Raw genomic sequence first — 22,814 nt, forward strand, 5'->3', positions numbered from 1 at the left:
CCGGTCACAGGTGTCCGAGCATGGGCTCGGGAGTGGCTAGGTGAAATCCTCAGGAGTAGAGGCGGTCGGGAGTCACCAGCAGGACTTCGCTGTTTTCCGCCACGAGCAGGTCCGGTGTGAATCCGGCGGCGCTGTAGCAGGCCAGGCGGGTCGATCGCGTGTCATAGCCGCGGGCTGCGAGAAGGTCACGGACGCGCCGGAGTCGCTCGACGTGCCCCTCGCACATGATGTCTCCCCATTTGGCCTCGCCCAAGGAGAGCACCCTGCGAGGCTCTCCGTCCGGCTCGGCCCAGGGTGATTTCAAGGTCGCCTGTCTGGGGTGACTGTCACTGATGTCCGGATCGGATGCGGTTACGTAGCGTGATGCCAGAACGTGGATGTAACCAAGGGGACCGGCTCGCGGGCTGCCGGGCTCGACATGGCGTTCAAGCTCATCGAGTCCGCCCAGACCTGCTGGCGGGCTGTGAATGCGCCGCAGGTGGTCGCCCTCGTCCGGGCAGGGGCGACATTCACCGGCGGCGAGCTCGTCGAACGGTTCGGAGAGGGGCGCGATCGGGCGATCGCCTGACTGTGGGCCTGACGGAGCTTGCTGATCAGGAGGCGGCCTGGTCGGCTCGACCGCTATGGACTGGTTGCGGGGCTGCCTGTGGCGACCTCATCGGGTGTCGGGCTGGAGTTGTTGCAGGTCGGCCAGCTTCAGGGCGGGACCGCCGAGGGGTGGCGCGGTCGGGTCGGCGCGTAGGCCGGCGAGGAAAAGGTTGGCGTGCCGGTGGGCGAGGGCGTTTTGGGTCTCGTCGGAAATCGGTCCGGGCAGTGGCCGGGACAGCCGGGTGAGCAGCAATCCGATGTCGCCGAAGGCCACATCTGTGCGGAGCCTGCCGGTTTTGTGGGCTTCCTCCAGCAGTTCCTCGACGAGCCGCGCCGAGGTGATGCGGGCGGCCTTGAGTTGCGGCTCGTCTAGATCGAGCGCGACCAACAGCGTCGGGATCACCACCGAGGTCCGCAGGTCCAAAACGGCGTGGACGTAGGCGGCCAGCGCCTCAAGCGGGTCTGGATGCTCGTGTCGGGCTCGCTGCACGGCTTCGATGGTGCCGGTCAGCGCGTGGAGGACGACGGCGTGCATGAGCGTGCCGCGATCTGTGAAGCGCCGATACAGCGTGGCGATCCCCACCTCGGCGCGTCGGGCGATCTCCTCCAGCGACGCGCCCGGGCCCTGCTCGACGAACACGTCCCGCGCCGCCTCCAGCAGCCGCTCGTGGTTGCGGCGTGCGTCGGCTCTCATCGCCCTCTCCCTCCTGACTCGGCCCCCACCCTAGCACTAGACGGAGGGAATCCCTTCGATTATGGTATCCGGAGGATACCCCTTCGTTTATGAGAGGTGGATGCGATGACCGACGCACGTCCTATGGGCGAGTCCCGGCCGCGAGGGCGAGACAGGCCGGAGCGTCGCTGGCTCGCGCTTGTCGTGATCGCCACCGCACAGCTGATGACTGCGCTGGACGCCACGATCGTGAACATCGCGCTGCCCTCAGCCCAGCGGGCACTGGAGTTCAGCGACGCACAGCGGCAGTGGGTAGTGACCGCCTACACCGTGTGCTTCGCCGGCCTGCTCTTGTTCGGCGGGCGGGTGGCCGACGCCGTCGGCCGGCGCCGGTCCTTCCAGATCGGACTCGCCGGATTCGGGCTTGCCTCGCTGCTTGCCGGGCTGGCGCCCACGCTGCCGGTCCTCGCCGCCGGGCGTGCCCTGCAAGGGGCGTTCGCCGCGCTGATCGCGCCGACCGTGCTGTCGCTGCTCGCGGTCACGTTCACCGACCAGCGGGAGCGAACCCGGGCCTTCGCCATCTACGGGGCGGTGGCTAGCAGTGGTGCGGCGGCCGGGCTGCTGGCAGGCGGCGTCCTCACCGACTATCTCGACTGGCGATGGTGCTTGTTCGTCAACGTGGCCATCGCGGGCGCAGTGCTGACCGTCGGCCGCTTGGTGCTGCCCGATCCACCCCGATTCGGCTCTTCTGGCCTCGACGCCGCCTCGGCCGTGCTGGCCACCGGCGGGCTCGCCGCCGTGGTGCTTGGATGCAGCCAGGCCGCCGCTGGTGGCTGGGCGCAGCCGACCGTGTTCGGTGCGCTGCTGGGCGGAGTGGCCATGGTGGCCGCGTTCGCCCTGCGGCAGGCACGGATCCCGGATCCCCTGCTCCCGCTGCGCATCCTCGCCGACCGCAGCCGCGCCGGCGCCTACCTCGCCGTCGCCGCCGCGGTCGTCGGATCATTCGGCATGTTCCTCCTGCTGACCTACCACCTGCAGGTGGTGCTGCACTACTCGCCCGTCCGCGCCGGGCTGGCCGTGCTGCCGATGACGCTGGCGAACGCGCTCAGCGGCTACCAGCTGGGCAACCGGCTGATGCCGCGTCTCCCGCCGCGGATCCTGATCGCCGGCGGGCTGCTGGTCGCCGCATCTGGGCTGGCCCTCATCGCCCAGTTGACTCCCCACAGCGGGTACCTCGCGACCATCCTGCCCGCCCAGGTACTGATCGGGATCGGCATGGGCGCGCTGTTCCCGCCAGCGTTCCAACTCGCCATCCAAGGCGTCACCCATCAAGACGCGGGCGTCGCCTCCGCCGTAATCAACGCCGCCACCCAGGTCGGCAGTTCCATCGGCACAGCCATCCTGAACACACTCGCGGTCACCGCCACCGCCACCTACCTCGCCACCCACCCCACCGCCCCGAGCCTGCATCGAGCGGCGCTCATCCACGGGTACGCGACCGCGACCGCCTGGGCCACCGGCCTACTCGCGGCCATGGCCGTGCTCGTCTACCTCCTCATCCCCGCATCACGACCACAACGCACCGAGCACAAGCAGAAGACCTATACACACACAGCCAAGGAAGAAGGTTAAATGTCCATCCAGCTCAACCACACCATCGTCCCCGCCCGTGACAGGCATGCTTCCGCCGAGTTCCTCGCCGGCATCCTCGGAATACCAACCAGCCCCGACGTCGCCCGGTTCGCCCCGGTCACCCTGAGCAACAACGTCACCCTGGACTACATGAACCTCGCCGACAACCCCATGCAGCACTACGCGTTCCTGGTCTCCGAGGACACCTTCGACGCGACGTTCGAGCGGATCCGCGCGGCCGGCCTCGCTTACTGGGCCGATCCCCATCGCGAACAGCAGGGTGAGATCTACCACTCCCGCACCGGCGGCCGCGGCGTCTATTTCCCTGACCCCGACGGGCACCTTATGGAAATACTCACCCGCGACCTGACCGGCCGGGCGATCTAGGGCGACGACGAGGGCAGGTTGTCGAGACTGCGGATGTCGGCCCCAGCCTCTATACGGTCGTCATGGACGCGGTTCTAGCGAAGATCGAGAAAGGGACAAGCGCTGCCAAGACACTGCGTAAATTGCAGCTCGTCAGGCGATCGCCTCATCACATACGGTCTTCTCCTCTGAAGCCAGGTCGTGGTCGTCACGTCTCACGATCCCGCTCAGCGATCAGCTCTGTTCGTGTGGTTGAGGCATGCGGCAACTGCTCGGGATGCTCCTATCCATCGCACCCTGTCGATACGAGCTGACCCGAGGAGCCGGCCGGTGCGGCGGATGCCCGGTAGCCGTACCAAGAAGAACGGCTGAGCAGGCGAGGGCGGGCTCACGACGCCCTCGCTACTTCATGCGCACTGGAAGACCCGAACGCCCAAGTGCTCGGTCGAAGGCAATCCGGGTGAGCCAGCCGAGCCCGGCGGTGAACAGCGGCGGCCATACGATCGGTCCGAACGTGTAGCCGATCAGCACCGCGAGCGGGATCCACACACGATGTACCGCCTGATGCAGCACCCCGGAGGGTGGAATCCGGGCCAGTCGCGCCAGGTTGGGGAGGGCGAAGAACATCAGTGCCGCCACGCTGGTCGGCAGGCCGTACTTGACGCTCTCGAACACTGCGAACGCCGCCAGCAACAAGGCGAGCGCTGCCCAGCAGATGGTTCGGATCCGGGCTGGAACTTCCTGCGGTAAGCCGGGCATCGCTTTTCATACCGTCTTTCTTCGCCTCGAGTTGAAGATCGAATCCTGGCTGGGCTCAGGATTCGTTGAGGCGACCAGGCTAGCGATGCGTGAGACTTCGTCTGCGTGCACCATGACCTTCGGAGAGGCGGCGCATCCGGCCGCCGCCCCTGGCATCGCCGACCTCAGGGATGCCTGACCTTCGACTCATGCCGTCGCTCGGCGGGGGATGCGCGACCACGAATGTGCCGCGACCTCTCACAGCACGGAGTACGCCCTGTTCGGTGAGGGTGCGGATCGCTGCTCGCTCCTGCGACCGGATCCGGCACAGCGGGCACGGCTCGCCGAGATCCGCGACAACTTGATCGCCCGAATCGCCGAAGCCGAGACGGAAGGCTGGCTCGGCGAGGTCGAAGGTCTCCAGGTCAGCCTGGCCGGCGCCGAGGAGAACGGCCCTCAACCAAGATCGAGAACAATTTCAAAGAAGTGTGCGTCAAATGCCCTTCAGAACACGATCAAGTGCCGCCCGGCCCGCAGGTCCCCAGTGCGGCTTGCCGCCGGGAAGACCCCGATCTCCGTTCTGCCCCATGAGCATCAGGAAGAGGCTCTTCATAGCGGCCAGCCCGCGGGCGCGCCGGATCGTTGCCTCGTCTGCATGCGCGTACGTGTCGAAGAACCGTGAGGCCGTGCCCGCGGGTAGCAGCACCCACGCGGCGGCGAGGTCCCACGCGGGATCGCCGGCGAACAAGGCACCGAAGTCGATGATGCCCGAGAGCGTTCCGTCCGAGACGACGACGTTCGCGGGATGGAGGTCGCCGTGCACCCACATCGGCGGGCCCTCCCACTCGGGGGCCGCGACGGCATCGGCCCAGACGGCCCGGACGGCGCGGACATCGCCGACGGCGTCGGGGTCAATGGCCTGCAAGAACTGCTCGAAGCCGCCCGTGCACCTCTTGGGGTGAGCGCCGAGGTCCGAACTGGCCGGGGCCTCGACGGGTGCGTTCACATGGAGCGCCTGGAGGAAGCCCGCCAGCGTGTCGGCCGCGTGGGCGCCGCGGCTGATCGAGCCGTGGTCCAGCGGCTCGCCGGAAACCCACGTCATCACGGTCCAGTGCTTGGGGAAGCGCTCGGACGGTTCGCCGAACCGCACCGGGGTCGGCACCGGGAGCGGCAGGCGCGGGGCCAGCACGGGTAGCCACCGCCGCTCCTTGAGCTGGAGCTCCGGGGTGGGGTCCATGCGCTGCATGCGTACGGCCAACTCGTCCCCGAGGCGCCACATTTGGTTGCCCCAGCCGCCCGCCACCTCGCGGATGGCCAGCCCTGCAAGGTCTGGATGTTGCTCCTGCAGCAGGTCGCGGACCAGGTCTGCGGTGACCTCGGTCTCGGTGTAGGTCATGCGAAGTCACAGTACTGAGGCGGCAGGCGAATCGGCTCGCCGCGGACAGTCCGTGACCACGGTCGGCGACAGAGCCGTGATCATCGAAATTCAGAGAACTCGTGAGCCACTCTTAAGATCACTCAAGAACAGCTCCCTGCAGGAAGAGCTCACTCATGCGCACCATCTACGCCGTCACCCATCCGGAGGCGACGCACCACGTCGAGGGGGTCGTCGGCGGCTGGCATGATTCGCAGCTGACGCCAGCCGGTCTCAGCGCGGCGACCTCCATCGCCCAGGCACTGCGGGCCCAGATCCCGGACGGCGCCGATGTGGAGCTGTTCTCCTCGGATCTGCAGCGCACCCGGCAAACGGCCGAGAAGGTTGCCGAGCTGTTCGGCGTGAAACCAATCCTGGACCGAAGACTGCGGGAGAAATCCTACGGAGAGGCGGGGGGAAGGCCACAGGAGTGGCTGGACCAACGATTCGTCCCGCCGCCGGCTGCCGGGGAGCGGTTGGACCACGACGAGGGCGTGGAGGGTGCCGAGACCAAGGCGGCGTTGGCGCAGCGCGTCTACGCGGCCATGGACGAGATCTTGCAGCGCCCCTGCGAACACCAGATCATCGTGACGCACGGCGGCTGCCTGACATTCGTCGTGGCGTCCTGGATCAAGATGCCGATCAAGGCGGTCGGGTATGCCAGTTTCCGGGTGTCATCCGGCAGCATCACCACGCTGCGCGAAGACGACTTCTACCACAACCGCACGGTCGTCAACCTCGGTGACACCCGCCATCTCGACTCCGCCGAAGCCGGCTGACCTCTACCTGGACCGCTTCGACGGCTAACGAGGCGAGGTGCTACCGCTGAGCATCCAGTTTCTTAGTTCAGAGAAGCCTGCATCCGCTGCCCGGTGCTGCACGTCAACCCCAAGACGCACGCCCGGCAACCTGTCGGGACAGAACAGCTAGCGCAGCCACCGCAGAGCTGCGTCGGCGCAGTCCTCGGGGCTGCTGTTGAAGGCGATGGCTGCGTCAGGCGCGTGCTGCCGGACCAGGTTGACCACCTTCTCGAAGAATTCGAGCAACGGCTCGTGCTTGCGGATGCCGCCCCCGATCACCACGCAGGCGTAGTCTTTGCGGGTCAGCGCCTCCACGATCGCTCCTGCGGGGTTCTCGTCGAGTGCCACCTGGCACCAGTCGGCCTCGATACCATGATCGTCGAAACGGGCCTGACCGCGTGCTATCGCCGCCTGGACCGGCTCCGGGTCCCAGCCCTGGATCTTGGCGGGATCAAGACCGACCACCAGTACTCGTGCCACTGTCACGTGTCCTCCTTCTCGCGCAACGTTTCCACGCCGACGCGATGGTTGAAGGTGGTGCCTGGGTCCATCGGCATTGTCGATCTCCTCCAGAGGGCGCCACGTTATCCCGATCTTGCCACGCGCGCTTCTCGACGTGCTCTCGTCAGAGTGACAGGACGTTGCGCCGGCCGCTGAGACGTCGATCCCCTTCGGCGCGTGATCGCGCCGGCGTGGCGCACGCGTTGATCAGCACGCCGCCCGTTGCCGACGGCGTACGGGCTCTGCGTCCGGCGTCCCGCCGGATCCTGGCCCACAACAGTCGCAGGGAAACCCGGCCTTCAGAGTCGCCCTCGCCATTGATCGGGCGATGGTCGAAGAGGTGTCAGGCTGCGCTGTCTCCCTGCTTCTCGGTGACAGGCAGTCGCAAGGTTCGGTCGCCGAAGTCGACGACCAAATCGAGGCGCGCGCCGAGTGCCTCGACATAACGAGCGATGACATCGAGCGAGGCCACCTCGCCGTGTTCGATCTGCGAAACTCGGGCGACGCTCACATCCATGATCGCCGCAATGTCCTTCTGCCCCAAGCCGCGTTCCTTCCGCGCTTCGGCCAGTTGGTGGCCTCTCGCCTCGGCGAGCAGGCGTCGTACTCCTGCCTCGATCTCTGCCGGGGCGACTCCAGCAGCGTGCAGTTCCAGCTCCAGGTCTTCCCAGTCTCCCGGCGTCCTCTTCGGCATGTTCACTCCTGGCTGTCGCTGGTGTAGAGGGTATAGAGCTGTTCGGTCAGTGGGATGTTCTCCCTGTACCACCGCTCCCAGTTGCCCGCCTTGTCACCACCCAGCAGTAGCAACGCAGCCCTCGTGGGATCGAACGCGAAAATCACTCTTATCTCCGAATGGCCTCGCGATCCCGGACGAAGCTCCTCAGATGGTGCAGCTTGCCTCCCTTGAGACGGTCGACGAGCGGCCTGCCCAGGTGGGTCCTTCCTCTCGCAGGGCTGCGACGGCCTGGGCAACCTGGATTGCGGACTCGAGATCCTCCTTGATCAACACACGGAACCAGGCGGCGTATTCGTCCGTGACCTTCACCGTCCACGCCAAGAGATTCTCCCAGATTCAAGGACAGCCTTAAGTTTTGAGCCAGGCTACTTCCTTCGGCGCGAACACGTAATGAAGTCAGTCAAATTCATAGAGTGTCCGGTGGGTATGCTCGCCCATCCAGGCCTTGTGGCGCGGCCTGACCCTTTGGGCCGAGTGTGGCGGGGTGAGAATCGATCTCGATGGCCAGGACGGGATCAGCACCGTGCTTGGGGAACCCGTCTACCTGCCGCGCCAGGGACCTCCTGGCATACCCTCCCGCACGCGACTTGTCCTCGGCCGAGCTGCACAGAGTTGCCCCGGCGCGTGCGAACCTCATATGGCCACGCGGGCCTCCCCGTACGGGACGAGGTGTACCGGGCCGATGAGGCCGTACGGCTGGCGGGCGAGCCCGCCATAGACGGAAGGATCCGCCACCCTGAGCCGGTTGCCGAGCGGCGTCGCCACCTCCACCTCGATCGTGTTGGCCCCCCGCCTGAGGTACGGCCCGACGTCCACGACCGGGTTGATCTGGTCCACCGGATCCAGGCGCCGCCCGTTGACGCTCACCCGGCACGTGTCCGTCACCTCGCCGAGCTCCAGGTAAGCCCCGCCCTCCCAGTCCTCCAGATCCACCTGGGCGCTGTACGTGCCGACGCCCGACACGTCGGCCAGCAGAGGGATGTCCGCCCAGGCGGCGAGCCGGTCCAGGTCCAGTGAATGCTCGACCTTCACGGGCCCCGGCTGCCAGTCCTCCACCCTGAGCCGCCACGACGACAGCACCGAGGGCGCGGGGACCGTGCCGATCGACGCGGTGAGCGTGCGGCCGTCGGAGAGCCGGGCGGTGTACGTCCCGGCGCGGGAGGCCCGCAGCACCAGGGCCCCGCCGGAGTGCCTGACGAGGTCCGCGTCGGTCGCGGTGACGTGCGGGCCCCTCCAGGAAGGGGTCCCGAACAGTCCGGGCCGGCCGATGGCCACGATCATCGACTCGCCCGGCTGCAGCGCCACGCGCAACCGGAGCCCTCCGTCGCCGTCCTCCTCGTAGAGCCCGATCCGCTCGACCCGGCCGGTCCACGGGTCCAGGAGGTACGGCACGCCGTCCCGGGCCGTGCGCGCCAGCGTGACCTCGTGGTCGATCGGCGCCACCGGCGGCTTGACGTTCTCGCCGTGTTTGCCGTTGCAGAGGTAGTAGTAGTCGATGTCGCCCCGGGCCACCCGGTGCGAAACGAGCAACGTGGACGCGGTCGAGTAGCGGACGTCGGGGCGCACCTCCAGGGACGCGAGCGCACCGGGGACCTCCGCCTGTTCCGCGATGAGCCGGACGGCCGGCTCGGCCAGCAGATCCGCCAGAACCGCCCGAAGCCGCTCGTTCTCCCCGTCCCCTGCGACCCCCGGCACCGAGGCGGCCCGCCACGCGCCGAGAAGCACGATCGGCAGCCCGCCCCGCGCGTACGACAGCAGCCGCCGCGCCACCGCGACGGTCATCGTGCACTCGGAGGCGTAGAAGCGGTCGCCCTCCACGAACAGCGCCTTGTAGGCGGGCCCGGAAGGCGCCAGCCGCCCGCCCGTGACGCGGGCGGCGGGCAGCTCGAGCAGGGGCGGGCTGATGAACTGGTGGGTCCATCCGGTGGGGATGCCACTCGCGGTGAACCAGGCGGCGCCGATGCCGGTCTTGGTGTAGCCGGTCTGCCGCAGGACGGCCACGTCGGCCCGCGGAAGGCCCTCCCGCAGCACCAGGTGCACGCGGGCGAAATATCCAGAAATATCGCTAACGTGCTCCCAGGTGGGCTGCCGCGGCCCCCAGGACTCCGCGTATCCGGCCGTTCCGGAGTACGGGGTGAAGGCGGCGAACCCAGGCCAGGCGGCGCCGGGCGCGGTCGCGTAGGAGAAGCCGTGCAGGACGACCTGGTTGAGCCCCGCCGCGTACGCCCCGCCCACGGTCCGCAGCAGCTTCTTCCAGGTGGTCGTGTACGCCCCGCCCGCGTACGCCCCCGCCTCGCACGACAGCACCTCGCGCCCCGCCAGGTCCCTGCCTCCGGCCAGGCAGCGGTAGTCGTCGAGGTTCTTGAACCCGAGCGACTCGCCCTCGGGCACGTCGAGGATCGCGGCGGCGGCGATGGCGTCGGTCTGCAGTCCGTACGGCTGCGCCCGCAGCTCCAGCCCCAGGGAATGGGCCCAGTCGCGCAGCATCGTGAAGTGGTGCAGGTTGAACAGCTCGGACACCGTGTCCCAGTAGTCCTTGCGGGCATGCCGGGTCAGCACGGCGTCGTACGAGAAGACCGGATCCTCGTCCGCCAGCACGACCACCGGCAGGAACGGCGCCAGGGAGTACCCCCGCCGCCGCTCGAACTCGGTGAGCAGCCCAGTCGTCCACGGCAGCCCACCCGCCTCGATCTCGATGGAGTCCTCGAACAGCGCGCCCCCGGACTTCCGCAGCAGCTTGCGGACGGCAGGGGTGAGCAGATGACTCTCCCAGTAGTCGATCACGGCCTGGGTGCCCGCCCGGCTGAAGTGGTCCACCACGTACGCCTCGGGCGCGGTGTGCGGGCCGGACTCGGGCCGCTGACCGGTTCCGCGCTCCCAGTACGCGATCAGCACCCACTCGCCCTCGGCCGGCGCCGTCCAGTCGACGTGCCCGTCGCTCACGGGCACCTGTACCACGGAGCCGGGGTCGAGGCCGGTCTCCTTGCGGGTGGAGTTCGCGGTGTCGATCCTGGCCGCCTGGACCAGTAGCAGCGTGCGCGCGGGATGCCCGTCGACGGCGGGCGGCGGCACCTCGCCCGCGTAGGTGGCGCCCGCGGCCACGGTCACCGAGCCGTGCGCCAGCTCCTTGGCCGCGGCCGGGCTCTCGGGCGTGATCGTGGGGACGGCGGCGGGCCAGGAGGGCCCGATGGTGAGGTCGATGGCGAGGCCGCGCCTGGCCGCCTGGTCGAGCGCGGCCTCGACGGCGGCGTTCCACGCGGGGGTGCCCCAGCCGTGCCCCGCCGGGTCGAGCACGGACTTGTCGCGGATGCTGTGGTGCACCGCCGCGATCTCCGCCCCACCGAACCCGGCGTCCGCGAGCTGGTCCACCTCCCGCCTGATCTCGGCGGGATCCACGTGTGCGTCCGGCCACCACCAGCGCACCATCGGCCGGACGGCCCCGCGCGGCCGCGCGAACCAGCCCGCCTCCGCAGTGGTGGCGGAGGCGGGCGAGCCGGCCAGAGCGAGCGCGGTGGCGGTGCCCAGGGAGAGGAAGCCTCGGCGCGTGAGATTGTTCACGGAGCGCTCCAGGGGGTGCGGGGCCGGGCGATCAAGCCCGGCCCCGAGGTTGCCTAGCTCGGGATCGGGTACGGGAACGCGCTCGTCACGCCGATCTTGTCGTACTCCATCTTCGAGGTGTCGAAGCCGTCCACCCAGTTGGCGTTGGTGACCTCGTTGCACTTGTAGGCCTGGTACTTGTCGTCGCTGACCTTGCCGACCTCGACGTTGGAGATGGAGAAGCCGCAGCCTCCCGCGTCCATGTGCACGCCGCGCGTGCCGGAGTCCGGCATCTGCCCCGCGGGGTCGTTGATGACGTCGCCGATCACCATCTGCGTGACGTAGTTGTCGATCGGGTGCGGTTCGACGTTGTGCACGCCGTAGGTGTAGAAGGCGCCCATGTCACCGCTGTCCAGGCCCGTCTCCTCCAGGCGGATGTAGGAGAACCTGTTGTTCCGGGCGTAGTTGTCCTCGTTCTTGATCTCGGGCCGGACCTCCAGGCTGATGCCGTAGCGGGCGCTGTGCTTGACGACGATGTTGCTGACCTGGTTGTTGCCGGTGCTCATCAGCTCGATGCCGGCCGCGTCGCCGGGGACGAGTTCGCCGACGTGGTAGATGTAGTTGTTGGTGAACGTGTGGTGTCCGGAGATGTCTCCCTCGCCCGGATAGCCGCCCTCCACCTTGATGCCGTCGCCGCCGAGGTTGTCCAGCAGGCTGTCCGCCACCTTCACCCGCTCGTTGGCGAAGTTCAGGAAGACGCCCGTGAAACCGCTGTCGGAAATGTGCAGCCTGGTCAGGTCGATGTCACGGGTGTTCTCCAGCGTGATCATGCCGAACCTGTCGCGCGGCATCTCGATCTGCCGGTCGTAGATCGGGTACTTGTGCTCGTAGCCCGAGTCGCCAGGGCCGTTCCATCCGTACCGGTACCACTCGACGAAGTCGGAGTACTGCAGCGCCAGCCCGTCGAAGGAGACGTTCTGCACCCGCCGATCCGGGGAGGACCCGGTCAGCGAGATGATCGTCTTCACCGTCGGGGCCATGACCTTGTCGATCGAGGTCTTCGGCCAGTAGTAGACCTCGCTGTTGGCGAAGTCGAAGTAGTACTCGCCCGGCTGGTCAAGGAAGCGCAGCGTGTTCTGCAGGAAGTAGCGCGAGCCGCTGCGGCTGTTGACGAGGCTGAAGCGGGCGTCGTAGTTGAGCGTGAAGAAGTTCTTGCGGAAGTCGGCCCCGCCGAGCGGCACGGTGTCGGTGAACCAGCTCCACGACCCGCCCGACCAGACGACCATCTGGGCGTTCTTGTCGAAGTCGGCGTCCCATTCCTTGGGGACGTCCTTGGGGTCGAAGAAGAGCCAGTTGTGCACGGCCTGGTATTCCGCCTCGGGCATCACGGAGAACAGGTACGGCGACCACAGGTCGTCGCTGGTCCTGTTCGGGTAGCGGGCGGTGGTGGCGCGCTTGCCGTCCTCGAAGAGGGTGTAGAAGTTCCGGTCGACCTTGGTCTTGTAGATGTTGTCGTTGTACTTCTGCCAGCCGGTCAGCGGCTTGGCCCCGAGCAGCCTGGCCTTGCCGGGGCCGTCGGCGCTGCGGTAGATGATCTTGTGGCCGTCCTCGCCCGAGTCGGCCTCGGTGAAGTTGATCGTCTTGTCGACGACGTAGTCGCCGGCCTTGACGTTGACCACGATGTCGCAGTTCTGGTGGTTCTTCTTGGCTCGGAGCTGGTCGCGGGCCTGCTCGATGGACTTCCACGGACGCTGGGCACTGCCGTCGCCGCGGTCGCCGCCTGAGGGGGAGACGTAGTAGTTGCAATTGGCGCTGGCGGCGGCCGTACTCGGGGCCGTCACGGCGCCCAGGAGTAAGACGACCGCACCCAGGGACCTGAGGATCACTGGCTCTCCTTAACTTCCCGCCACCGCTCGTACTCGGCGCGGGTCTCGGGGGTGAGTGGGTAGTAGTCAGAAAGCGCCCCGCCCTCCTCGATGCGGGCGCGGCTGTAGCGCTCCCACTGCTCGTGGTCGGCGGCGGCCTCGAGCACCGACGCGGCCCGCCGGCGCGGCACCACCACGGCGCCGTCGTCGTCGGCCACGCACAGGTCGCCGGGCAGCGCGAGCGCTCCGCCCACGGCCACCGGCACGTCGTACGCCCAGGGGAACAGCTCCGCCTGCGAGGCGTAGTGAGGGGTCGCGCCCGTGGTCCAGAGCGGCAGGCCGATGTCGCTCACCCGGGGCAGGTCCCGGATCCGGCCGTCCACGACGATGCCCGCGCCGCCCTTGCGCTTGAAGTAGCGCACCAGCATGTCGCCGAAGCAGCCGGTGTACGCGCTGCCGTAGGCCTGCACGAGCAGCACGTCGCCGGGCTCGATCGCCTCCAGCACGGCCCACAGCGCGGTGTGCCGCTCGACGTACTCCTGGCCGAGCCCCGAGGCGATGTCCTCGCGCTGCGGCATGAACTGCAGCGTGCGGACCCGGCCGGCGATCCTCTGCCCCGTGGCGATGGGACGCGGTCCCTCGACGAAGGTCCGCCGTATGCCCTGGGCGTGCAGCTTGGCGCAGGCGGTGGCCGAACTGATCCGGGACAGCCCCTCCACGAGGACGGGATCGGGTTTGGCGGGCAGAGGCCCGCGAACAGGCAGATCCCAGATGGCGTCGTCCATGTATCTCCTCAGTAGTGCTGGTGTGACGGCGTGCGGACGCGCGCGGTCGTGTGCAGGTCGAGCCGGATGCGGCGGCCCGGCGGCAGCTCGACGAGGAGGCGCGGCCCGTCCACCGTCACCTCCTGCTCGGACTCGGTGGTGGGGGGAGAGGTGTAGGAGCGCGGGTCGCCCGGGTAACCCTCACTCGCCCGGGTGACGACCGCGCGGTCGATGTCGTGCTCGCCGAACGCGCCCGCCTGCACCACGACCCTGCGGGTGCGGGTGAGGCCCAGGTTGACCAGCTCGACGCGGGTGCCGTCGGGGCGCACCGAGTCGACCAGCGCGGCCACGTCGTGGGGCAGCCCCGGGCGGTAGCGGTCGGCGTCGAAGTAGGCCAGCCGGGTGGGCAGCAGCCCGCCGTTGTAGAGCACCTGCGGGGTGCCGGTGACGAGCTGCAGCAGCGCCTCGGTGAGCACCGGGTTGAGCCGCTGCCAGTGGTGCACGTGAATGGTGGCCAGGTCCTCGTGGTCGGCGTCGATGAGCGCCATCCGCCGCTGCACCTGGCTGAGCGCGGTGGACAGCATGGCCTCGGGGAAGCCGGGATTGGCGCCGCGCAGGAACTCCAGCCAGGGCGCCTCGTGCCCGGCCTCCTCCTTGTTCCTGAACGGCCGCACCGTGGACCAGTCGTAGCCAGAAGCGGCCCGGAGGCGGTCTATCCGTTCAGAGTCCCCGCGTCCGAGTGATGTGTGCCAGAGCCAGACGGGCAGGCCGAGCTGCGGTGGCTGGAAGTCGAACCAGCCGTGGTCGTCGTGGCGGTTGGGCACCAGCATGGTGGGTTTGCCCGCCTCGTCGCCCAGCTCGGCCAGCCAGCGGTCGCTGGTGCTCATCTCCGTCTCGGTCACGCCGGCCTGGATGGCCTTTTCGTACACGGTCTCCAGGGGCGCGCGGCCGATGGCGAGCGCGTCGTCGTCGCCGGTCAGCAGGTGGGCGTTGACGGCGGCGATCGCGGCGGCGGCGCCCACGCTGTAGAGGCCGTGCGGCCACTGCCAGCCGTAGTTGCCGCCGTACCAGCGGCCGCCGTGCAGCTCGCCGACCTCGCCGGACGGGCCGACGTTGTCGGGCAGGATCCCGTTGTTGGCCTCGGCCCGCCGCTCCCAGGCGCCGATGTAGCGCAGCGCCCAGTCGCGATAACGGTCGTCGCCGTCGTACAGCCAGGCGTTGACGGCCAGAGTGGTCGCGGCCAGGTTGACGGCCACGTCACCGCGGCCGAGGCGCTCGCTCATGGCCGCGCCCATGCGGGCGGCGTTGCTCGGGTCGGACAGGTCCGACCACTCGGTGATGCCGGGCAGGTCGCGCAGCGGCAGCCCGTACGGCCGCATGCTGACCAGGTCCGTGTGGTACGAGGCCCACTCCCACTGCAGCCCGTAGCGGGGGCCGCCGGCGCCGTTGTGCGGTGCGCGGATGATGTCGTGCTCGGCGTCGTAGTTGGCGGAGCCGGGCAGGTAGAGGTCGGCGAAGCGCCGGGCGCGGTCGCGGAAGCGCTCGTCGCGCGGGTCGGCCGCGCAGATGCCGTAGAACAGCAGCAGCGACTCGCCCTGGTGGAACCAGTCATAGCCGCGCTCGAACTCGTCCACCAGGTAGCCCAGCTCGGTGAGCTGCGCGGTCACGCCCTCCCAGTGGTGCTTCGAGGCGTCCAGCAGGTCGTCGGCGCCGCCGAGCTGGTAGAGCGCCGGCCAGTTGAAGAACGCCTCGTAGAAGTCGTCGGCGCCGTCCCTGTCGGCGGCGGGGCCGTGGTAGATGAGCCGCCCGTCGGGCCCGCAGTAGCGGGCGGCGAAGGCCCGCCAGGCCTCGTCGAGGGCGTCGAACAGCCTGCGCTCGAGCACCGCCCAGGCCGGCGGCACGCCGAGCGGTACGGTCGCTGTGACAGAGGGATCGCTCGCGGGTCCCGGAGATACAGGTCGCATCTTCACCCTTTCGTTGCTCCCGCGGTGAGGCCGCTGATGATGTGCCGTTGCATGAAGACGAAGAAGACCAGCAGCGGGGCGATGGCCAGCAGCAGCGTCGGGAAGACCACCGTGTAGTCGGTGGAGTACTGGCTGACCGCCGCGTAGACGCCGGTCGTCACGGTGTAGAGGCCGCTGCCGGGGCCCAGGATGATCTGCGGGTTCACGAAGTCGTTCCACACCGAGAAGGTGTTGAGGATGACCATCGTGGCGACCGCGGGCCTCATCAGCGGGAAGACGATCCGCCAGAACGTACGCATCCTGCCCGCCCCGTCCACGGCAGCCGCCTGGTCGAGCACGGCCGGGATGGTGGCGATGTAGCCCGCGTACAGGAAGATCGAGAAAGGTAGCGTTAACACGGTCTCGAACAGGACGAACCCCCGGATGGTGCCCATCAGGCCGAGGGTCTTGAGCACGTACACGACGGGGATGACCAGCACCTGGCCCGGGATGAACGTCCCGGCCAGGAAGAACAGCATCAGGATCCGGAAACGGCGCTTGGGGCTGCGCGCGATGACGTAGGCGGCCGGGGCGGCCAGCACCACCGACAGCACGTTCACCGCCACCACGAACAGCAGCGTGACCGCGTACCCCTTGACCACGTTGAACTGCGGGTTCGTCAGCGCCCTGCCCAGAGGCTCCAGCGTGAGGTTCCCCAGGCCGAACGGGTTGGCCAGGATGTCCTGCTGGCCCTTGAACGCGTTGACGGTCAGCACGTACAGGGGGATGAGCATCAAGGCGACGGTCGCCCAGAGGAAGGTCTTTCTCACGGGTGCCCTCTCATTGGTGCGCCGCCAGCTCGCCGCGCCTGCGCAATTTCGTCACCACGAACGCCAGCGCCGCCGTCACCAGCATGAGCAGCACCGACTGCGCGGAGCCGAAGCCGAGGCGGGCGTCGTGGAAGGAGTTCCACAGGATGAGGTAGGCGACGGTCTGCGTCTGCCCGGCCGGGCCGCCCGCCGTGAGCGACACCACCAGGTCGTACGTCTTGAGCAGCGTCACCAGCGACAGCACGATGTTGACCGTCAGCGACGGGCCCAGGGCGGGCAGTGTCACGTTCCTGAACACCTGCCGGCGCGTCGCGCCGTCGATGCGCGCCGCCTCGATCAGCGAGTGCGGCACGGCCTGCAGCCCGGCCAGGTAGAGCACCACGTTGACGCCGAACCCGGCCCACACCAGCACCGCGATCATGGTGATGGTGGCCCAGGTCGGGTCGGACAGGAACGGCAGCACCTGCCCGCCCCACCTGGTCACCAGGTTGTTGACCGCGCCGGTGGTGCCGAGGATCGCCGACCAGAGGAAGCCGACCACGAGGGCGCTGAGCACGTGCGGGTAGAACAGCACGATCCGGAAGAACGTGTTCGCCTTGGATGCGCCGTTCACCAGGACGGCGAAGCCGAGGCCGAGGAGGTTGAGCCCGGCCGTGCCCGCCACGGCCACCAGCAGGGTGACGAGGGCGGCGCGGCGCAGCTCGGGGTCGTCCAGGAGGTCGACGTAGTTGGCCGCGCCGACGAAGGCGGGATCGGCGCTGAAGCCGTCCCAGTCGGTGAGGCTCAGGTAGAGCGCCAGGCCGACCGGGATGACCAGCATCACGATGTAGAGGACGGTGGCGGGGCCGACCATGATCGCGGTGGCCCATCCGTCGCCGCGCTTTCGTTTCGGGAGGGCGGGTGCTTTGGCGAGGGCTGGGGGTGCTTCCCGGGTGAGCGTCATTTGCGGCCGGCCAGCCAGCGGTCCACGCCCTCGGCCACTTCCTTGGGCGACTTGCCCACGTACAGGCCCTGGACCTCGGTGTTCCAGGCGGCGTTGAAGCCCTTGGGCAGGGTCGCGTCGCCGTACCCCTCACCCTGCGGGACGCCGGAGGGTGCGTCGTCGAGGATCTGCTGCACCTGCTTCTCCAGCGGGGTGAACTCGCGCTCCACGCCGGCGCGGAAGTTCCCGTCCTGCTTGAGCTGGCTCTTGACCGTCGCCGGGTCGGTGACGAGCCACTGCACCAGCTTGAGCGCCGCGTCCTTGCTCGGGGCGGACTTGAGGATCATGTAGGGGGCCGCCATCGTGGCGCCCTGCGGCCCCGGGTACTGCTGGCCGGTGTCGACCGGGGCGGGGAAGACGCCGACCTCGAAGTTCTTCGTGGCCTTGGCCTCGGCGGCGGTGAACCAGCTGCCCATGATGTACATGGCCGACTTGCCGGACAGGAACGCGGTCTCGGCGTCGGCGTACTTCATGCCCAGGGCGTTCTTGTCGACGTACCCCTTGTCGATCCAGGTGCGGTAGCGCTCGAGGTACGGCAGGAGCGACTCGCCCCCCTTGAGCTTGCCCGCCTTGACGTCCTGCTGCCAGGTGGGGTGGAGCTGGGCGCGCGACGGGTTGGTGAACTGCAGGAGCTGGAGCCCGGTCAGGAACTCGCCGCCGGTCTGAAGCGGCAGCCACCCGGCCGTCTTGAGCTTGCCCATCGCGGCGTCGAACTCGTCGAGCGTGGTCGGCGGCTTGTCGATCCCCGCCTTCTCGAACGCGCTCTTGTTGTAGAAGACCAGCGACTGCGCCTGCACGCCGACGCCGACTGTGTAGATCTTGCCGCCCAGACTCGCCTCCTTGGCCAGCGGCGTGTCCTTCGCCCACGGCTGGTCGGTCAGGTCGAGCATCTGCTTGGAGAGCGTCTCGTCCGCCGTCAGCGTCTCGACCACGTCGGGCGGGTTGCCCGCGGCGAGCTGCTGGGGCAACGTGTCCGCCACGCCCTTGCCGGTCGGAGCCTCGACCTTGACGTCGATGCCGGGGTTGGCCTGCTCGAACGGCTTGACCAGGCCGTCCCAGTACGCCTGAGTGAGGTTCGGGGTGATGTTGACCAGCATCCTCACCGTGACCTGGCCGCCCTCGCTCTGCTTCGCCTGGGAGTCGCCGGCGAAGCCGCCCCCGCCGCAGCCGGTGAGCAGGAGCAGACATCCGAGTGCGGTGGGGGCGAGGAATGGACGGGGGGAACGCATCGCACCTCCAAGGGGGCGAGATCTGCGACGCCTTTTAATGGGTCGTTACTCGATTAGCGATTATTTAATACGTTGGTCACATACCCTCGTCAAGGGGATATGTGGTGCTACAAATAAGTTTCCAGCGGGTAGCTGAGTCATAAATACGTTAAGGTGGGACGGTGTCTGGACGCACTGACGACAAACGGCTGGTGCTGGGCGAGGAGGAGCGCTCCACTCTTCTGGAGTGGGCGGAGGGGTCCTCCGAGGGGTTGGGGCTGCGTAGCCGTATCGTGCTCGCCTGCGCCGACGGGCTGCCCCGCAAGGAGATCGCCGACCGGCTGGACGTGAGCGCCGCGACGGTGGCGAAGTGGCGGGCCCGCTTCGTGGAGCGGGGGCTGGACGGGCTGTCGGACGCGCCGCGGCCCGGCCGGCCGCGCAGCGCGGAGCGGCAGGAGGCCGAGCGCGTGATCGCCGCCGCGGCCGGCGGCTCGGCCGTGCCCTCGACCCGTACGATGGCGCGCCAGCTCGGGCTCTCGCAGTCGACGGTGGCGCGGATCTGGCAGGAGCAGCAGGTCGCGCCGCCCGCAGCCCAGCTGCTGCCGAGGGAGCTGCTGTCCGACCGGGTCTACGCGCTGCTGCGCGGCTGGATCGTGTCGGGGGAGCTGGTGGCGGGGCAGCGGCTGGTGGAGGCGGAGATCGCCCGCCGGGTCGGCACCAGCCAGGCCCCGGCTCGTGAGGCGATCAAGCGGTTGGCGCACGAGGGGCTGGTCATCTCCTATCCCAACCGGGGGAGCTACGTCGCGGAGATCTCGGACGAGCAGGCCCGCGAAGTCCGCGACATCAGGGTGTTGCTGGAGGAGTATGCCGCACGCGGCGCAGCCGTCCGCATCCAGGCGGACACGTTGCGAGAGCTCTCGGCCGACGTGCTCGCCATGCGGCAGGCGGCCCTCGACGGGGACATCGGCGGCTTCCGCGACGCCGACCTGGCCTTCCACCGGCGGGTCTGCGCGGCCTGCGGCAACTCGTTCCTGCTGCGGTTGTGGCGGACGATCGAGTCCAACCTGTGGAGCCTGCACGTGGTGGGCAACCCGCTCTACGACGGGGACTGGACGGCGATGGCCGGTCACCACGACGACCTGGTGTCGGCCCTGGCGTCGGGCGACCCCGACGAGGCGGCCCGCCTGTTCGCCGCCCACGCCCGCGGCGAGGCCTCCCGCACCCGCCCCCGCACCCGCCCGGACACCACCCCCGAGACGGTCTTCTGACGCGCCCGCCGCGGGGATGCCCGCTCGGGCGCGCCGTCGTTGGTACGGCGCCCGAGGGGCGAGGCGCCGTCCCGTGGCCGCCCTCGTGACGCTCGCCTGGCGCGTCGCGCGTTGTGAGTGGGGACCCCGCTGGGCCGACTTCCCGGCGCATCGCGCGCCTCGCCGAGGAGTCGCCCGCTCGAGCGCTCGGCGCGCCACGCCATGGGATGCCTGCCCGAGCGCATCGCGCGCCACGCCGTGGGACGTCCGCTCGGGCGCGTCATGGGGCGCCGTGGTTGGTGCGGCGCCCGAGGGCCCACAGCGTCGCCGCGCCGCGTCCGGCGTCATATGCGCAGGGCGGGCGCCGTCCGTCGGCGCCGGCCCGGGTGGCGGTCCCCGTTCCTCCTGGTGCACCTGAGGGACGCCCGCCCGCCGCGAAGCGGGCGCGGTGGGCGGGCGGTGGGGCGGCCTCAGGCCGAGGGCGTGAGGTCGTAGGTGGCGCCTCGACGGGTGTCGAAGACGAGCACGCCCGGCTCAGGGCGGTCGGCGTCGACCGGGCGCCCGTGCTCCGTCACCGTCACCGGCTGAGCCGTCCGGAGCGTGAGCTTGCGCCCCAGGTCCGAGCGGATGCGCCCCCGGGCCAGCGCGCCGGCGTTCCACGTCACGTCCACCTCGAAGCCGCCCCGCGCCCGCAGCCCGCGGAACGACCCGGCGGGCCAGGCGGCGGGCAGGGCGGGCAGCAGGTGCACCTGGTCGCCGTGGCTCTGCAGGAGCATCTCCGTCATCCCCGACACCCCGCCGAAGTTGCCGTCGATCTGGAACGGCGGATGCAGGTCGAACATGTTCGGCGCCGTACGGGCAGGCAGCAGCAGATTCGACAGCCGCTTGTACGCCTCAGGAGCGTCCAGCAGCCGCGCCCAGAAGTTGATCTTCCACGCCAGCGACCACCCTGCCCCGGCCTCGCCACGGAGCTCCAGGGTGCGCCGGGCGGCGGCGGCGAGGTCGGGCGAGAGGCGGGGGTCGATCTGGTGGCCCGGGAACAGGCCCCACAGGTGGGAGGTGTGGCGGCTGCGCGACAGCGCGGCGTCGCCCCGGTAGTCCTCCTGCCACTCCTGGATCTGCCCCAGGTGCCCGATCTGGTTGGGAACGAGCCGCGACCGGGCCTCAAGGGCCTTCGAGCCCATCCCGTCCTCGACGCCCAGGATCGAAGACGCCTCCGCGAAAGCCTGGAAGAGGTCCCGCAGGATCTGCATGTCCATCGTGGGCCCGGCGCAGATGCTGACGTTCTCCCCGCCGTCCTCGTGGTGCCCGACCTCGGGCGAGTGGGACGGGTTCGTCACCAGGTAGCCGGTCCTGGGATCGGTCTGCAACGTGTCCAGGAAGAACTCCACCGACCCCTTGATCAGCGGGAAGTGCTCGCGCAGCCGCCGCTCGTCGCCCGTGTAGAGGTAGTGCTCCCACAACATCAGGCACAGCCACGCCCCGCCGCTCGGCCACACGCCGTAGAACGCGAAGTCCACAGGAGCCGTGCCGCGCCAGCCGTCGGTGTTGTGGTGCGCCACCCAGCCCTTCGCGCCGTACTGCGTCTCGGCCGTCCTGGCTCCCGACTCCGCCAGGTCCTTGATCAGGTCGACCAGCGGGTCCATGCACTCGACCAGGTTGGTGGGTGCGGCGGGCCAGTAGTTCATCTCGCAGTTGATGTTGATGGTGTACTTCGACTCCCACGCGGGCGTGAGCGAGTCGTTCCAGATGCCTTGCAGGTTGGCGGCGTAGCCGGGCGCGCGGGAGCAGGAGATGAGCAGGTAGCGGCCGAACTGGAAGTACAGGGCGGCGAGCCCGGGGTCGGTGTCGAGCTGCTTGCGTGCGATCCGCTCGTCGGTGGGGAGCGCGGCCGCCTCCGTCGTGCCCAGGTCGATCTCCACCCGGCCGAAGAGCTCCTGGTAGTCCCGTACGTGCTTGCGCCGCAGCACCTCGTACGGCTGCCCGCCCGCGCGCACGAGATGCCGCCCTGCCACCTCGGCCGGGTCGCCGCCGACGTCCTTGAAGCTGCGGTAGCTGGAGCCCATGGAGATCAGCAGCGTGACCTCGTCGGCGCCCTCGACGATCAGCGTGCCGCCGTCCGTGCGGACCGTGCCGCCGCGAGCCTCGGCCTTGGCCACGGCGCGGAAGCGGACCTCGCCCTTCAAGCCCTGAGTGTCGCCGCTCACGCCGTCGAGAGCGATCGAGTCACGACCGGCCGAGGACGAGGAGGACGTCTGCGGGCTGGAGAAGGTCGCCTGGAAGCTCACCGAGCCCGGCTTGTCGGCCGTGTGCCGTACGACGATGACCTGGTCGGGATTGCTGGCGAAGGCCTCGCGCGTGTGACGCACGCCGTCCCGCACGAACGTGACGGTGGAGACGGCACGGGTCAGGTCCAGCTCGCGGCGGTACTCCGTGAACTCGGCCGAGCCCGGGTAGGTCAGCGCGAGGTCACCCAGCACCTGGTACGGCGCCTGCTCGCTGGGCTTGCCGAGGAACTTCTTGTCCGCCAGGTTCTGCGCGGCCTGCCATTTGTCCTCCCACACCCATTGCCTGATCTGGGGGAGCGCGGCCAGCGCCTCGGGGTTGTCGTAGTCGTGTGGCCCGCCGGCCCAGATGCTGTCCTCGTTGAGCTGCAGGCGCTCGGTGGCGACGCCGCCGAAGACCATGGCCCCGAGCCGCCCGCAGCCGATCGGCGTCGCCTCGAGCCAGGCCGCCGCCGGGCGGTTGTACCAGAGCACCAGCGGGCTGCTGCCTGGCTCGGACGCGAATGCCGGGCTGGTCACGAGCAGGGAGCCCGCGGCGGCTCCTAAACCGGTCTTGAGTACGCCTCGTCGTGTGTAGCCGTCGTTGGACACAGTTACTCCAGAAGGCAGTGAGAGAGCGCGTGGATGCGTACGACCTGTCCGGCGTGGAAGCCGCTCACAGGGACGCCACAGGCGCGGTGAACGTAGGATGTATCTTTACGCTAC

19 protein-coding genes and 1 pseudogene are annotated in these 22,814 nt (G+C 69.1%); 5 read left to right on the top strand and 15 right to left on the bottom strand.

Annotated elements, in window-relative coordinates:
- Positions 1–49: 49 nt before the first annotated feature.
- The gene (locus tag ACQPWU_RS15715; protein WP_433440576.1) at positions 50–304 is read right to left on the bottom strand and encodes a hypothetical protein; all 255 of its coding nucleotides are present in this window, start codon (positions 302–304) and stop codon (positions 50–52) included.
- Between the two features lie 75 nt (positions 305–379).
- On the opposite strand from ACQPWU_RS15715, the pseudogene ACQPWU_RS15720 reads away from it, so the two are divergent.
- Positions 380–568, top strand: a pseudogene (locus tag ACQPWU_RS15720) (hypothetical protein); the annotation flags it as partial.
- Between the two features lie 87 nt (positions 569–655).
- Here ACQPWU_RS15720 and ACQPWU_RS15725 read toward each other — a convergent pair.
- Positions 656–1,282: a TetR/AcrR family transcriptional regulator gene (locus ACQPWU_RS15725; RefSeq protein ID WP_433440578.1), complete on the bottom strand. Its 627-nt coding sequence runs from the start codon at positions 1,280–1,282 to the stop codon at positions 656–658.
- A gap of 105 nt (positions 1,283–1,387) precedes the next feature.
- Here ACQPWU_RS15725 and ACQPWU_RS15730 point away from each other — a divergent pair, with 105 nt between their 5' ends.
- Positions 1,388–2,893, top strand: a complete 1,506-nt coding sequence (locus ACQPWU_RS15730; protein ID WP_433440580.1) for an MFS transporter — start codon at positions 1,388–1,390, stop codon at positions 2,891–2,893.
- The gene (locus tag ACQPWU_RS15735) at positions 2,894–3,280 is read left to right on the top strand and encodes a VOC family protein (RefSeq protein WP_433440582.1); all 387 of its coding nucleotides are present in this window, start codon (positions 2,894–2,896) and stop codon (positions 3,278–3,280) included. It abuts the gene before it with no gap.
- Between the two features lie 381 nt (positions 3,281–3,661).
- Here ACQPWU_RS15735 and ACQPWU_RS15740 read toward each other — a convergent pair whose 3' ends face one another.
- Together ACQPWU_RS15740 and ACQPWU_RS15745 are read right to left on the bottom strand one after the other, a co-directional pair.
- Positions 3,662–4,018: a hypothetical protein gene (locus ACQPWU_RS15740; RefSeq protein ID WP_433440583.1), complete on the bottom strand. Its 357-nt coding sequence runs from the start codon at positions 4,016–4,018 to the stop codon at positions 3,662–3,664.
- Positions 4,019–4,490: 472 nt separating this feature from the next.
- A complete protein-coding gene (locus ACQPWU_RS15745; protein WP_433440585.1) occupies positions 4,491–5,393 on the bottom strand; it encodes an aminoglycoside phosphotransferase family protein in 903 nt (300 codons plus the stop codon).
- Positions 5,394–5,548: 155 nt separating this feature from the next.
- Between ACQPWU_RS15745 and ACQPWU_RS15750 the strand changes: the two genes are divergently transcribed.
- Positions 5,549–6,190, top strand: a complete 642-nt coding sequence (locus ACQPWU_RS15750) for a histidine phosphatase family protein (RefSeq protein ID WP_433440587.1) — start codon at positions 5,549–5,551, stop codon at positions 6,188–6,190.
- Positions 6,191–6,337: 147 nt separating this feature from the next.
- Here the strand turns inward: ACQPWU_RS15750 and ACQPWU_RS15755 are convergent, their stop codons facing one another.
- The 10 genes from ACQPWU_RS15755 to ACQPWU_RS15800 all read right to left on the bottom strand — a co-directional run bounded on the left by ACQPWU_RS15755 (position 6,338) and on the right by ACQPWU_RS15800 (position 18,598).
- Complete coding sequence (locus ACQPWU_RS15755; RefSeq protein WP_433440589.1) at positions 6,338–6,697, bottom strand: hypothetical protein; 360 nt, start codon at positions 6,695–6,697, stop codon at positions 6,338–6,340.
- Positions 6,698–7,055: 358 nt separating this feature from the next.
- Complete coding sequence (locus ACQPWU_RS15760; RefSeq protein ID WP_433440591.1) at positions 7,056–7,406, bottom strand: helix-turn-helix domain-containing protein; 351 nt, start codon at positions 7,404–7,406, stop codon at positions 7,056–7,058.
- Positions 7,407–7,408: 2 nt separating this feature from the next.
- On the bottom strand, positions 7,409–7,552 hold the full coding sequence (locus ACQPWU_RS15765; RefSeq protein ID WP_433440593.1) for a hypothetical protein: 144 nt from the start codon (positions 7,550–7,552) through the stop codon (positions 7,409–7,411).
- Positions 7,553–8,081: 529 nt separating this feature from the next.
- Positions 8,082–11,006: a glycosyl hydrolase gene (locus ACQPWU_RS15770; protein WP_433440594.1), complete on the bottom strand. Its 2,925-nt coding sequence runs from the start codon at positions 11,004–11,006 to the stop codon at positions 8,082–8,084.
- A 53-nt stretch (positions 11,007–11,059) separates the two neighbouring features.
- Positions 11,060–12,871: a right-handed parallel beta-helix repeat-containing protein gene (locus ACQPWU_RS15775; RefSeq protein ID WP_433440596.1), complete on the bottom strand. Its 1,812-nt coding sequence runs from the start codon at positions 12,869–12,871 to the stop codon at positions 11,060–11,062.
- On the bottom strand, positions 12,868–13,635 hold the full coding sequence (locus ACQPWU_RS15780) for a hypothetical protein (protein WP_433440598.1): 768 nt from the start codon (positions 13,633–13,635) through the stop codon (positions 12,868–12,870). The genes ACQPWU_RS15775 and ACQPWU_RS15780 overlap by 4 nt, the downstream gene beginning before the upstream one ends.
- A gap of 8 nt (positions 13,636–13,643) precedes the next feature.
- Positions 13,644–15,515, bottom strand: a complete 1,872-nt coding sequence (locus tag ACQPWU_RS15785; protein WP_433440600.1) for a hypothetical protein — start codon at positions 15,513–15,515, stop codon at positions 13,644–13,646.
- Between the two features lie 65 nt (positions 15,516–15,580).
- Positions 15,581–16,387: a carbohydrate ABC transporter permease gene (locus ACQPWU_RS15790; RefSeq protein WP_433440602.1), complete on the bottom strand. Its 807-nt coding sequence runs from the start codon at positions 16,385–16,387 to the stop codon at positions 15,581–15,583.
- A 10-nt stretch (positions 16,388–16,397) separates the two neighbouring features.
- Complete coding sequence (locus ACQPWU_RS15795) at positions 16,398–17,330, bottom strand: carbohydrate ABC transporter permease (protein ID WP_433440604.1); 933 nt, start codon at positions 17,328–17,330, stop codon at positions 16,398–16,400.
- Positions 17,327–18,598 carry an ABC transporter substrate-binding protein gene (locus ACQPWU_RS15800; protein ID WP_433440606.1) on the bottom strand — a complete coding sequence of 424 codons (1,272 nt, stop codon included), beginning with the start codon at positions 18,596–18,598 and terminating at the stop codon, positions 17,327–17,329. Before ACQPWU_RS15800 ends, ACQPWU_RS15795 begins: the two co-directional genes overlap by 4 nt.
- Before the next feature lie 161 nt (positions 18,599–18,759).
- Here ACQPWU_RS15800 and ACQPWU_RS15805 point away from each other — a divergent pair, with 161 nt between their 5' ends.
- Positions 18,760–19,845, top strand: coding sequence for an FCD domain-containing protein (locus ACQPWU_RS15805; RefSeq protein WP_433440608.1), 1,086 nt, complete (start codon positions 18,760–18,762; stop codon positions 19,843–19,845).
- 449 nt (positions 19,846–20,294) lie between these two features.
- Here the strand turns inward: ACQPWU_RS15805 and ACQPWU_RS15810 are convergent, their stop codons facing one another.
- Positions 20,295–22,700 (bottom strand): glycoside hydrolase family 95 protein, encoded by a 2,406-nt coding sequence (locus tag ACQPWU_RS15810; protein WP_433440609.1) that lies wholly within the window; start codon positions 22,698–22,700, stop codon positions 20,295–20,297.
- Positions 22,701–22,814 lie beyond the last annotated feature (114 nt).

This window comes from Nonomuraea sp. CA-141351 (assembly GCF_050944675.1).
GTDB lineage: Bacteria > Actinomycetota > Actinomycetes > Streptosporangiales > Streptosporangiaceae > Nonomuraea.

What these genes read in the sequence shown, in the direction of transcription:
- ACQPWU_RS15725 (WP_433440578.1), bottom strand. Translation starts at nt 1,282, where the DNA reads ATGAGAGCCGACGCACGCCGCAACCACGAGCGGCTGCTGGAGGCGGCG.
- ACQPWU_RS15730 (WP_433440580.1), top strand. Translation starts at nt 1,388, where the DNA reads ATGACCGACGCACGTCCTATGGGCGAGTCCCGGCCGCGAGGGCGAGAC.
- ACQPWU_RS15735 (WP_433440582.1), top strand. Translation starts at nt 2,894, where the DNA reads ATGTCCATCCAGCTCAACCACACCATCGTCCCCGCCCGTGACAGGCAT.
- ACQPWU_RS15740 (WP_433440583.1), bottom strand. Translation starts at nt 4,018, where the DNA reads ATGCCCGGCTTACCGCAGGAAGTTCCAGCCCGGATCCGAACCATCTGC.
- ACQPWU_RS15745 (WP_433440585.1), bottom strand. Translation starts at nt 5,393, where the DNA reads ATGACCTACACCGAGACCGAGGTCACCGCAGACCTGGTCCGCGACCTG.
- ACQPWU_RS15750 (WP_433440587.1), top strand. Translation starts at nt 5,549, where the DNA reads ATGCGCACCATCTACGCCGTCACCCATCCGGAGGCGACGCACCACGTC.
- ACQPWU_RS15760 (WP_433440591.1), bottom strand. Translation starts at nt 7,406, where the DNA reads ATGCCGAAGAGGACGCCGGGAGACTGGGAAGACCTGGAGCTGGAACTG.
- ACQPWU_RS15780 (WP_433440598.1), bottom strand. Translation starts at nt 13,635, where the DNA reads ATGGACGACGCCATCTGGGATCTGCCTGTTCGCGGGCCTCTGCCCGCC.
- ACQPWU_RS15795 (WP_433440604.1), bottom strand. Translation starts at nt 17,330, where the DNA reads ATGACGCTCACCCGGGAAGCACCCCCAGCCCTCGCCAAAGCACCCGCC.
- ACQPWU_RS15800 (WP_433440606.1), bottom strand. Translation starts at nt 18,598, where the DNA reads ATGCGTTCCCCCCGTCCATTCCTCGCCCCCACCGCACTCGGATGTCTG.